This is a genomic window from Jannaschia formosa (assembly GCF_003340555.1).
Taxonomy (GTDB): Bacteria; Pseudomonadota; Alphaproteobacteria; order Rhodobacterales; family Rhodobacteraceae; genus Jannaschia; species Jannaschia formosa.
This window is the reverse complement of record NZ_QPLJ01000019.1, coordinates 65907-77572: the sequence shown is the minus strand read 5'-3', so window position 1 is coordinate 77572 and position 11666 is coordinate 65907. Positions and strand designations below refer to the sequence as shown.

Annotated in this window: 7 protein-coding genes and 4 pseudogenes; 1 reads left to right on the top strand and 10 read right to left on the bottom strand. The window is 67.9% G+C overall.

What is annotated here, in order from left to right; all coding sequences use genetic code 11:
• The coding region (locus DR046_RS24915) for an integrase core domain-containing protein (RefSeq protein WP_167767149.1) at positions 1-142 on the top strand (142 nt) is incomplete at its 5' end.
• Positions 143-183: 41 nt separating this feature from the next.
• Here the strand turns inward: DR046_RS24915 and DR046_RS25030 are convergent.
• The 10 genes and pseudogenes from DR046_RS25030 to DR046_RS16865 all read right to left on the bottom strand — a co-directional run.
• Positions 184-306 (bottom strand): annotated as a pseudogene (locus DR046_RS25030) (IS481 family transposase); the annotation flags it as partial.
• A 176-nt stretch (positions 307-482) separates the two neighbouring features.
• A pseudogene (locus DR046_RS24335) lies at positions 483-833 on the bottom strand (transposase); the annotation flags it as partial.
• Positions 834-1321: 488 nt separating this feature from the next.
• On the bottom strand, positions 1322-2527 hold the full coding sequence (locus tag DR046_RS16895; RefSeq protein ID WP_115383562.1) for a hypothetical protein: 1206 nt from the start codon (positions 2525-2527) through the stop codon (positions 1322-1324).
• A 482-nt stretch (positions 2528-3009) separates the two neighbouring features.
• A pseudogene (locus DR046_RS16890) lies at positions 3010-3162 on the bottom strand (nuclear transport factor 2 family protein); the annotation flags it as partial.
• Complete coding sequence (locus tag DR046_RS16885; protein ID WP_306418055.1) at positions 3159-3929, bottom strand: substrate-binding domain-containing protein; 771 nt, start codon at positions 3927-3929, stop codon at positions 3159-3161. The pseudogene DR046_RS16890 and the gene DR046_RS16885, both read right to left, overlap by 4 nt.
• A 157-nt stretch (positions 3930-4086) precedes the next feature.
• Positions 4087-4182 (bottom strand): annotated as a pseudogene (locus DR046_RS24760) (hypothetical protein); the annotation flags it as partial.
• The gene (locus tag DR046_RS16880) at positions 4179-4934 is read right to left on the bottom strand and encodes an SDR family NAD(P)-dependent oxidoreductase (protein ID WP_115383561.1); all 756 of its coding nucleotides are present in this window, start codon (positions 4932-4934) and stop codon (positions 4179-4181) included. The gene DR046_RS16880 and the pseudogene DR046_RS24760, both read right to left, overlap by 4 nt.
• A gap of 307 nt (positions 4935-5241) precedes the next feature.
• Positions 5242-7131, bottom strand: a complete 1890-nt coding sequence (locus DR046_RS16875) for an amylosucrase (RefSeq protein ID WP_245190984.1) — start codon at positions 7129-7131, stop codon at positions 5242-5244.
• Positions 7132-7291: 160 nt separating this feature from the next.
• On the bottom strand, positions 7292-7588 hold the full coding sequence (locus tag DR046_RS16870) for a trehalase-like domain-containing protein (protein WP_115383559.1): 297 nt from the start codon (positions 7586-7588) through the stop codon (positions 7292-7294).
• Between the two features lie 203 nt (positions 7589-7791).
• Positions 7792-11451, bottom strand: coding sequence for a vitamin B12-dependent ribonucleotide reductase (locus DR046_RS16865; protein ID WP_115383558.1), 3660 nt, complete (start codon positions 11449-11451; stop codon positions 7792-7794).
• Positions 11452-11666: the final 215 nt, after the last annotated feature.

The window sequence follows — 11666 nt, the reverse complement described above, 5'->3', positions numbered from 1 at the left end:
GTCGCAGGCCAAGGCGGGCGTCGCGCGCTGGATAACCTTCTACAACCACCAGCGGCCACACGCCGCCCATGGCGGCCAGCCGCCCGCCGTGGTCTACTTCGACGGCATCCAAACCGATCAGAAGGTGCAGGCAGTAGCTTAAACTACCCCGGAAACTGTCCAACCGACGGGGAGTAGCTCACTCGCCACGGTCTTCGGGTTGATACCCAGCTCCCGGCTCAGCTGCGCGAGCGAAGCTTGCGATCGCTGTATTGCAGCTCTGACGGCGTGCGTGGTCGTGGCGCTGCCATCACGAAATTGTCCCATAGTGCTTCCTTCCATCCCTTCGAAAGGATCGCACCATCGAATCGTGGGATCAAACACCTAGCAGGCTGCTGAAGAAATGACGCGTTAGGGACGGTTTCGGGATCCCCGGGAGATCTGGGCAGCTTGATCGCGCAGTTTGCCCTGCCGGCCGAGGCGCCTGAGCAGCCCTGTCGCCATCATTTGGCGAGCATCCGGGGCAACCGAGCGAGGTTGTTGGCCGTCATCGTCAGGATGAAGCGGGACCGGACGCGCTCGAGGCCTCGGTAGACGGTCTGGGCCATGCCGCCGACGGTCTTGGCCTAGCCGAACGGCTCCTCGATGCGCTTGCGGTGCTTCTGGGAGAGCACGTAACCCGCGTGCCGGGTGGTGCGGCCATCGATCGTCGAATGGCGGGCCTTCCGAGCGACGTGGGGCGTGACGCAGGCCTGGCGGAGGTCTCGGACGAAGTCGGCGCTGTCGTAGCCCCTGTCGGCGCCCAGCGTCAGCCGCCGCGTCGAGCCGGGGGAAAGATCGTGGATCATGCTCAGCCGGCACTGGCCGCCGGCGAGCAGGGCCTTAGCCACGTAGCGCTGCGCGAAGGGCGGCAGGCCGCTCCCGTCCCAGGCGATGGGGCCGACGATGCTCGTGATCCGGATCGCGGCGATGGCTTCGGAGACGGCGTCTGGACCGGAGGCGTCGGATCGCGCAGGAGCAGTCGGGCAGACTTTAGCGCTGCCGCAGGAATGAGCCGCCCGGCCCGCTCCGTCAAGCTGCGGCCATGACCCCTTGTCCCCTTTCTTCGCACGGCAGAACCTCAAGGCGGCGGGCGACGGGATCAAGGTCGTGGGACAGAGAGACCCGGACGCGGTGAACCCGGCCGCCGCCTGCCGCGACCTGCCGGAGCGGATCGGCGCACGGGCGCAGTCCGCCCTCCCGACCGGCTTCGCCGAAGTCCCGTCCGTCCTCCGCGCCTTCAGGCACGGGCGGAGTCCGATCCCGGCCGGCAGCCGCCGGGACCGAAAACCCAGCCCCGGGGTCAGACCCCGCGCGGCGCCATCCAGCGGCGGTCGAGCTGCCACAGGCCCCAGGCCAGCGGGATCGCGGCGAGGCCGCCGACGACGTAGGCCACGGGCACGTCGTGGAAGGTCTCGAAGGTCTGGGTATAGGCGTGGATGCCGGCGAAGGTGACGGCGGTGTTGAAGACGCCCCGCCGGGCGGTGTGGGCGGCCCAGGCTATGGTCGCGGCGAGGGCCAGCGCCCAGAGGATGGAATAGACGCCCTCGGGGATATGGAGCGCCGTCGCCTCGAAGGCGTCGCGGGCAACGGCCCAGCTTTCCTGATCCTCGAAGCCGCGCCCCTCGCGCCACCAGGCGGAGCCCGGCCCCCAGATCGACTCGCCGACCCAGTCGCCCCAGAGGGAGCCGACCAGCGCGCAGAGATTCGCGACCACGGCCGCCATGATCGCGAGGATGCCCCCATGGCGGCCCCAGCGCGGGGGGAGCGCCTGCGCCGCCCAGAGCCCGGCACCGGCGAGCAGACTCATCTGCAGGATCGAGAGCGTCGATTCGGGCGAGTAGAAGACATAGGCCGCGTGCCAGTACTGCGTCCCGGTCGACAGGGCCTGCGCGAAGGGCACGATGGCCAGCGCCGTGACGGCGCGGATGTCAGTGACGATGCCGCAGGCCGCAATCGCCGCCGCGGCATAGAGCGACGTCAGGGCCATCGGCCAGCCCGTCCAGCCCCCCTGCCCAGCCATCAGCGCCAGTCCCGTCAGATGCATCGCGGCGCCCATCAGGAAGATCGCCCCGCAGGCGAAGCGCGAGGTCAGGCGCGGGGCGCGGAAGGCTTTGCCGAAGCCGCCGGCGACCAGCGCGCCGAGGACCAGCATCGCGGGTCCCGCGATGGCCTCATGACTCCCCAGAAGCTCGGCCCCGGCCCCGCCCAGCAGCAGCCCCGCCCCGATCAGCGCGGCGGCGTTTCCGAAGAAGCGGAGCGTCTCTCCGCCCTGCGCCAGCGCGAGCATACCGCCCGCCAGCGCGAGCGCCCCCGCCAAAGCGACCGGCAGCGGCGCGGCCAGCCAGATGATTAGCCCGAGCGTGGCCGCGAGAATGCCGCCGGTCAGCAGCACGTTGACGGCGAGACGCATCATCGCCTCGCGCGCCTGGGCGCGGATGACCGCGACCTGTGGCTCGGTCAGGACGCCCTCGGCCAGAAGGCGGCCGGTATCGGCGACGTAATACATCTCGGTCACTCCATGAACACTGTTCACCATATCATCGACAAAACCGCCGCGCCGGAAAAGCATTTCTTTGAACGCTGTTCAATTACGTGACGTCAGAGCCTGCCCGGCCCCGCCGGATCGTCCGTGGCCATGATGTAGTAAAGCGCCGTGTCCCCGCTCGTCGAGGGGGTTGCGGCGTGGCTCAATCTCGCATGCACCGACATCGTGTCGCCGGGCGCGAGCCTGTCGCTGCCGCCCTCCCGGACGACGCGCCAATGACCGGCGGCCGGCATCAGCACGGATGGCCGGTCATGGGCATGCGGCGTCTCGGTGGACGAGCCGCGGGGGATCCGGTCCACGTCGAAGCCGGGACGGTCGCTGATGAGTTCCTCCGCGCCGATGACCTTGCAGGGCTTCCTGCCGCCCAGCGCGACCATGTCCCAGTAGCGGCGCGCGCCCCAGCCGACGACCTGCCGCACCGTCATCTCGGGACAACCCTTCAGCTGGCCGCCGACCACCACCGAGCCCGGAGAGCGAACGACAATGTCCGGCGCGGAGTAGGCGTGGAGCGTCGCGATCTCGCGATCCTCCCAGATCTCCTTGGTGATCCCGATGATGTAGTCGGGCAGATCCCTCCATCGGGTGTCGACGGTCACGGGGTCAGGTCCTCCGGCAAGCGGGCCGAGCCGCGGACGACGAGCGGGCCGTCGATCTCGATGCGGCCGGGGCGACGGGTCGGGGCGTCGATGCGCGCCATCAACTCCTCGACCGTGGCGGCGATCATGCGGCGCACGGGCTGGCGCAGGGTGGTCAGGTCGTAGGCGGGCCAGGCGGACATGGCGATGTCGTCGTAGCCTCTGACCGACACATCGCCGAGCACCGAGAGCCCCAGATCGAAGCGCAGCACGTCCATGACGGCGAGTGCCATGTAGTCGTTGCCGACGAAGATCGCGTCGGGCGGATCGGACCGGTCCATCAGCGTGCGCGCGGCCTCGGACGCGGTGGCGCGGTCGTAGCGCCCGTCGATCACGGCCAGCGGCGCGGCGCCTGCCGCGCGCAGCCCGGCCTCAAACCCGTCGCGCCGGTCGCGCCCCGTCGAGGAGCCCTGCCAGCCCGAGACATGCCCTATGCGCTCGTGCCCGCCGGCCAGCAGGAACTCCGCCACCCGGCACCCGCCGGAACGGTTGTCCGAGGTGACGGTCGACAGCGACGCACCGTCGACGCCCCGATTGAACAGCACCACCGGCAGCCCCGCCTTCGCGCAGCGCGCCACCAGCGCCCCCGACAGGTCGACCGAGGCGGCGATGAGGCCGTCGACCTGATAGTCCATCAGTTCCGAGACCACGCCGTCGAGGTCGACGCCCGAATTGCTTACGGTGAAGATCAGCAGGTGGTAGCCCTCGGCCTGAAGGGCGTGGGACAGCTTCTCGACCGCGTCGGCAAAAAAACGGGTTGTCGAGATAGGCGACCACCATGCCGACGATCCGCGACCGCCCGGTGATCAGGCTGCGCGCCAGCACGTTCGGACGATAGCCGAGCCTTTTGGCCGCGTCACGCACGCGCATCTGCATCGCCGCGCTGGCCGAGGCCCCCTCGGTGAAGACGCGGCTGACCGCCGACTGGCTGACGCCCGCCGCGCGGGCCACGTCGAGCGAGGTGACCTTCTTCGGCGTCATCCCGCCGTCCACCCGCCATCGACCAGGAGCGACGTCCCGGTTATCATCGCCGCCGCGTCCGAGGCGAGGAAGACAACGGCGCCCATGATGTCCTCGACCTCGCCCACGCGGGGCAGCTTGATCTTCTCGTCGATCCAGGCGCGGCGCACCGGGTCGTCGAAGGTGGCCTGGGTCAGCGGCGTCAGGATGAAGGTCGGGCAGATCGTGTTGACCCGGATGTTCTGCGGCCCCCATTCGATCGCCATCGCCTTGGTCATGCCCTCGACCCCGTGCTTTGTCGCGCAGTAGACGGCACGGTCGACGCCGCCGACATGGCCCATCTGGCTGCTGATCTGGATGATGGCGCCGCCCTGCTCCATCCGCCGGGCGACGCGCTGGGCCATGAAATACGCCGCGCGGAGGTTCAGGCCCACGACCGCGTCGAAATCCGCCGGGTCGGTCTCCAGCGAGGGCCCGTGCCGGGCCATCCCGGCCGAGTTGCACAGGATGTCGAACGGCGCGCGCCCGTCGAGGAAGGCGTCGAGCGCGGCCAGGTCCGAGACGTCGAGCGCCACCCCCTCGGCCTCGTGCCCGGCCTCGCGCAGCGCCGCGACGGCGGTCTCGACGCCCTCGGCGCTGCGGGCGGCGACCGTCACATGGGCGCCTGCCTCGGCCAGAGCCACGGCACAGCCCAGCCCGATCCCGCGCGTGCCGCCGGGAACGAAGGCGCGGCGCTCGTCGAGGCGAAAGGAGGGCGTGCTGGGAAGGGACATGGGAGGCTCCGTTGGGTGTGCAAGCGAATGCGACCATCGGCGCGAGGGTTGTTCAAGGGATTTCGGCGCACGAGCCGCAGGTGGATAGCGTCAGCGCGCGATTGCGGAGAAGCCGGTGCTCAAACCGCTCAGGGTCGCGGCCGAGCCTGCCGGTCCCCTCGGCAGCATCCTCGCCATGCTGGCCCTGCCGATCCTGACCGGACCGCAGAGTTACGGCCGGCCGGCTTGCCGGAGCACCGCTCCGTCCGGCCCGGAAAGGTCGCGGCGGCGTGCGGGATCGGACCTCTCCGGCCCCGGCCGCTGCCCGCTAACGCAACCAGGCGCGCGCATAGGGCGGCAGGGCGATGTCGCCCGCGCCGGGCGCGAGCGTGCCGCCCGACAGCGCGTCGACCCCCTGGCTCATGCCGGCGCGCTCCGCCCAGTCGCGCGGGACGGAGGTCCAGTCCTCGGTGACGTTGTAGAGGCAGACCACGCTGCCCGTCGGCGCATGGCGCGCGAAGGCGAAGACACTGGGGTTGCCGGCATCCAGGATCTCGATCGGATGGGCCCCGTGGAACTCGGCCATCTCGGCCCGTCGGCCGAGGATCTCGCGCAAGCCGCTCAGGACGCGGCCCGGCACGCTGTCGGGATCGGCACGGGCCAGTGCGGCCCGGTCCCAGTCCATCTTCGGGCGGTGCAGCCAGCGACTGTCATGGGCGTGCGCGGGCACGTCGAGATAGCCGTGGTCGTTCAGCAGCGCGATCTCGTCGCCCATGTAGATCAGGGGAATCCCGCCCACGCTGGCGATCAGGGCGTGGCCCATCAGGATGCGGTCGATGGCGAGATCGAGCGCGCGCGCATCCCCTTCGTCCAGGGCCTGCTCCACCCCCGCCAGCGAGGCAGTCGTGCCGCAGATGCGCATGTCGCCGGTGTCGGGGTTGTGCTGAAACGGGGCGCCGCGCGAGAAGGAGCCGGGGAAGGCGCCGCGATAGAACTCCGACAGGAAGGCGCGGTGGCCGAACCCCTGCACCCCCACGGCGGCGGCGTCCTCGTCGGTGACGGCCCAGCCGATGTCGTCGTGGCAGCGCAGATAGGTCGCATAGGTCGCGTTCGTCAGCCGGTCGGGGAAATGGGTCCGCATCACATGGGTCATCAGGCCTGCGTCGCGTGACGCCAGGGCCGCCCAGACCTGCACCATCAGGGAGTTGTGGTAGGCGAGGTTGCCCTCCTTCCCGTCATGCCGCCCGCGGCCCAGATAAGGTAGCATCTCGCCGGGGCTGACGATCGCCTCCTCCAGGTGGATCACGCCGGGGGCCACGATGCGGCAGGCGGCGCGCAACGCCCGCAGGATCAGGTGGACCTCCGGCTCGGACTGGCAGCGCGTGCCCATGCGTTTCCACATAAAGGCGACGGCGTCGAAGCGCAGGACCTCGACACCGCGATTGGCCAGCGCAAGCATGATCTTCGTCATCTCGAGGAAGATCTGCGGGTTGGCCCAGTTCAGGTCCCACTGATGCTCGTTGAAGGTCGTCCAGACCCAGCGGTCGATGTCTTCGTAATAGGTGAAGCTGCCGGGGGCGTCGTCGGGGAAGACCTCGACCAGGGTCTCCTCGTAGGCGCGGGGGACGGCGTCGTCCTCGAACATCAGATAGTAGTCGCGATACCTCGGATCTCCGGCGCGGGCCTTGCGGGCCCAGGCATGCTCCTTGGCGGTGTGGTTGAGCACCATGTCGACGCAGAGGCTGATGCCCCGGTCGCGGCAGGCGCGGGCGGCGGCCTCCAGATCGGCCATGCTGCCTAGGCGCGGATCGACCCGGCCGTAATCCATCACCGAGTAGCCGCCGTCATTGGCACCGGGCCGCGGCTTCAGCAGGGGCATCAGGTGCAGATACGTCACGCCCAGATCGGTCAGCCAGTCGAGCCGTCCGGGCAGGTCCGCGAGCTTTCCGCAGAACCGGTCGGTATAGCAGGCATAGCCGACCATCCCCGGACGCTGGAACCAGTCGGGCTCCAGATCGCGTGCGAGGTCCAGCCGGCGCAGGTCGGCAGGCCGCGCGCGCCACGCCTTCAGGAGCGCGGCGTCCAGCGCCTTGCGGAAGGCGTCGTAGCCGGGATGGGTGGCATAGAGCTCGTCCAGCATGGGCCACAGGTCGGACTGGCTGCGCTGGTATCGGAGGTCGAAGATCTCGTCCTCGGGGGGCATCGCGGTCTGAGGCAAGGCTTCCGTCTCCTCGGGATCGGGTCGGGCAGCATGCCCGTAGCGTCAAGGAGGGATCGGTGCAATGCGGGGCGGGACGGCTGCCTAGTCTTGCCGCTCCTTAGTCGCGAGCAAGAGAGGTCCGGCCGGGGCTTGCGCGCCCCGGCCGGTTTCGTCGTGTTCAGACCTGCGCGCCTAGAGTCCTTCTGAGCCAATCCGACCCGGTTTCTGAGATGCCGCTCCAAGCAGCCTCGCCAGAAAGCTTCGCAACCAACAGCTTGTCGTTGTCGTCGAGCACGGGAAGTAAATAGTCACGAACTTGCAAGGCGTTCCAAGACGTCTCGACCAGAAAGGTCGAGTCGAGATGCTTCCACCAAGTTGGGAACGCTTGCTTCACCCGTCGATGGAACAGAGCGTTCTTTTCCCAGTAGTTCTCACCTTCTCTGATGAGATCGAAGTCGATCATGAATACGGCCATAGCGGCCTCCGAGAGTTTTCGGACCGCTGCAAAAGTTTGTGGAGCGATCCTGTATAACTGAGCACGGTCTTGATCGCCGACGTAATCCTAGTCAAAGCATGTCTAGGCGACCTCTCGGTTGTCAGCTTTTCCTGCGACGTGCTCAACCACTTGCAGGAAAGCGGGGGCACGGCGTTGGCGCGCAGTGCCCCCACTCCTTTTCTTTAGCTACACCCCGACGTCCCGCCGCAGGTGTTGCACTTCATGCAGGTGCCGTTGCGGACCAGCGTGTAGTTGCCGCATTCGCCGCAGGCTTCGCCCTCGTAGCCCTGCATCCTGGCCTTTGCGCGCTGGTCCATCCCCGTGGCCGGCGCCGGCTCTGCGGTCAGGACGGCCTGGGTGGTCTCCGTCGAGGTGGAGACGGCGAGCTGCGCCGCGACCCGGTCCGCCCCGCCACGGAACGCGACGAGATCCTTGGGCAGGCGCTTCCGCAGGTAGCCCGACGAGGTGAAGGACTTGATGACCTCCAGCGACTTGGTCGCCGAGGCGCCGACCGGGGCGAGGTTGCCGTCCTCGACCCGCTTGGCCTCGGCCTCGCCGATCGAGTCGAAGGTCTCGCCCTGCGGCTTCACATGGGCCAGGTCCTCGCGGTCGAGATAGCTGACCGCCAACTCCCGGAAGATGTAGTCGAGCACCGAGGTCGCGTTCTTGATCGAGTCGTTGCCCTGCACCATCCCCGCGGGCTCGAACTTGGTGAAGGTGAAGGCGTCCACGAACTCCTCCAGCGGGACGCCGTATTGCAGGCCGACCGAGACCGCGATGGCGAAGTTGTTCATCATCGCCCGGAAGCCCGCGCCTTCCTTGTGCATGTCGATGAAGATCTCGCCCAGGTCGCCATTGGCGTATTCGCCGGTGCGCAGATACACCTTGTGGCCGCCCACGACCGCCTTCTGGGTATAGCCCTTCCGGCGCTCCGGCATCTTCTGGCGGCCGCGCGCGACCTCGCGAACGATGATCTTCTCGACGATCTTCTCGGCCAGCACCTCGGCCTTCTGGTGGGGCGTGCCCGTCTCCAGCACCTCGGCGGCCTCGTCGTCGTCCTCGACGAGACTCGCGGCGAGGGGCTGCGACAGCTTGGAACCGTCGCGGTAGAGCGCATTGGCCTTCACGCCGAGGGACCAGCTGAGCTCGTACGCCTTCTGGCAATCCTCGATCGTGGCCGAGTTCGGCATGTTGATCGTCTTGGAGATGGCGCCCGAGATGAAGCTCTGCGCGGCGGCCATCATGTGGATGTGGCTGTCGACGCTGAGGAACCGCTTGCCCTTCTTGCCGCAGGGGTTGGCGCAGTCGAAGACGTTCAGGTGCTCGTCCTTCAGACCCGGCGCGCCTTCCAGCGTCATCGTCCCGCAGACATGATCGTTGGCCGCCTCGATTTCCTTTCTCGAGAAGCCGAGATGCCGCAGCAGGTCGAAGGACGGGTCGTTGAGCTTCGCTGCCGGAACGCCCAACGTCTTCGTCAGGAAGTCCTCGCCCAGCGTCCACTGGTTGAAGACGAACCGGATGTCGAAGGCCGAGGGCAGCGCGGCCTCGATCTTGTCGATCTCCGCCTTGCCGAAGCCGTGGCCGATCAGGGACGTGTGGTTGATCCCGGGCGCCTGCCCCAGCGAGCCGTGGCCCACCGCATAGGCGACGATCTCGGCGATCTCGGCCTCGCCATAGCCCAGCTTGCGCAGCGAGGCAGGCACCGACTGGTTGATGATCTTGAAGTAGCCGCCTCCGGCCAGCTTCTTGAACTTCACCAGCGCGAAGTCCGGCTCGATCCCGGTCGTGTCGCAATCCATCACGAGGCCGATCGTGCCCGTGGGCGCGATGACGGTGGACTGCGCGTTGCGATAGCCGTGGGTCTCGCCCAGCGAGACGGCGTCGTCCCAGACCTTCGCGGCCAGATCGGTCAAACCCGGCTCGGGGCAACCCTCGATGTCGAGCGGGACCGGCTTGACCGCGAGGCTCTCGTAACCGTCGGCCTTGCCGAGGGCGGCGGTGCGGTGGTTGCGGATCACGCGCTTCATGTGCTCGGCGTTCTTGGGATAGCCGGGGAACGGCCCCAGCTCTCCGGCCATCTCGGCCGAGGTCGCGTAGGACGTGCCGGTCATTACCGCCGTCAGCGCGCCGCAGAGCGCCCTGCCCTCGCGGCTGTCGTAGCCGTAGCCGAGGTTCATCAGAAGGCCGCCGATATTGGCATAGCCCAGCCCCAGCGTGCGGAAGTCGTAGCTGCGCTGCGCGATCTCCTTCGAGGGAAACTGCGCCATCGCCACGCTGATCTCCAGCGTGATGGTCCAGAGGCGCGAGGCATGGACGTAGAGATCGGCGTCGAAAGTGCCGTCGTCCTTGAGGAACTTCAGCAGGTTCATCGAGGCGAGATTGCAGGCCGTGTCGTCGAGGAACATGTATTCCGAGCACGGGTTGGAGCCGCGGATCGGCCCGTCTTCGGGGCAGGTGTGCCAGTCGTTGACCGTGTCGTGGAACTGGATCCCGGGATCGGCGCAGGCCCAGGCGGCGTGGCCGACCTTCTCCCACAGGTCGCGGGCCTTGACGGTCTTCGCGACCTTGCCGTCGGTGCGGCGCGTCAGATGCCAGTCGGCGTCCTTCTCGACGGCGTGCAGGAAGGCGTTGGTCACGCGGACGGAGTTGTTGGAGTTCTGGCCCGCGACGGTTTCGTAGGCCTTCGAATCCCAGTCGGTGTCGTAGGTCGGAAACTCGATGCTGTCATAGCCCTGACGCGCGTATTGCAGCACGCGGAGGATGTAGGCCTCGGGGATCATGTGCTTCTTGGCCGCACGAATGACGCCCTTGAGCGCGTCGTTCACCGCAGGGTCGCAGGCATCGTCGAGCTTTCCGTCCCAGGCGCGCACGGCTTCCATCACCTTGGTCAGTTGCGCCTGATGCGCCTTGGAGCCCGCGACGAGGGCCGCGACCTTCTGCTCCTCCACGACCTTCCAGTCGATGAAGGCTTCGATGTCCGGGTGGTCCATGTCGACGATGACCATCTTGGCCGCGCGCCGCGTGGTGCCGCCCGACTTGATTGCCCCCGCCGCACGGTCGCCGATCTTGAGAAAGCCCATCAGGCCCGACGATTTACCGCCGCCCGACAGCGGCTCGCCCTCGCCGCGCAGGTGGCTGAAGTTGGTCCCGGTTCCCGAGCCGTATTTGAACAGCCGCGCCTCGCGCACCCAGAGGTCCATGATGCCGCCGTCGTTCACCAGGTCGTCGGCCACGGACTGGATGAAGCATGCATGCGGCTGCGGATGCTCGTAGCTGGACTTCGACCGGGTCAGCTTGCCGGTGGCCGGGTCGACATAGTGGTGGCCCTGCGCCGGCCCGTCGATGCCGTAGGCCCAGTGCAGGCCGGTGTTGAACCATTGCGGCGAGTTCGGCGCGCCCATCTGGCGGGCCAGCATCACGCGCATCTCGTCGAAATAGGCCTGCGCGTCCTCTTCGGTGGTGAAGTAGCCGCCCTTCCAGCCCCAATAGGCCCAGGCGCCGGCAAGCCGGTCGAAGACCTGCTTGGAGGAGGTTTCGCCGCCGAAGCGCTCCTCCTCCGGAAGCTCCGCCAGCGCCGCCTCGTCGGGGACGGAGCGCCAGAGGAACTCGGGCACGTCCTTTTCGCGGACCTTCTTCAGGCGCGCGGGGACGCCGGCCTTTCGGAAGTATTTCTGCGCGATGATGTCGGAGGCGACCTGGCTCCAGCCCTTGGGGACCTCGACGGCGTCCAGCTTGAAGACGACCGTTCCATCCGGGTTCCGGATCTCGGAGGTGGTCTTGGTGAAGGTCAGCGCCGCATAGGCATCCTGTCCGCGCGTCGTAAGCTTCCGTTCCAGCCGCATCTCTGGCCTCTCCCCGAGTCTATAGGTCCGCCCGATGTCACGCCGTCCCCGGTCGCGGGTCCTGTTCGGCCCGCGTTCCGCGCCCTCTCCGGGGCTGCTGGACTGCATCGGTCTCTGCTCCGGTCGACGCTATATGTGGTGTAGTGCCGTCGACAGGAACACAAAGTAGAGGGCACCGAGGGCAGCGGTCAACGATTCGCGGGAAAGAATCCTGT

Coding starts and splice junctions, on each gene's coding strand:
- DR046_RS16880 (WP_115383561.1), bottom strand. CDS start 4,934: ATGTCCCTTCCCAGCACGCCCTCCTTTCGCCTCGACGAGCGCCGCGCC.
- DR046_RS16870 (WP_115383559.1), bottom strand. CDS start 7,588: ATGGCCGTATTCATGATCGACTTCGATCTCATCAGAGAAGGTGAGAAC.
- DR046_RS16895 (WP_115383562.1), bottom strand. CDS start 2,527: ATGTATTACGTCGCCGATACCGGCCGCCTTCTGGCCGAGGGCGTCCTG.
- DR046_RS16865 (WP_115383558.1), bottom strand. CDS start 11,451: ATGCGGCTGGAACGGAAGCTTACGACGCGCGGACAGGATGCCTATGCG.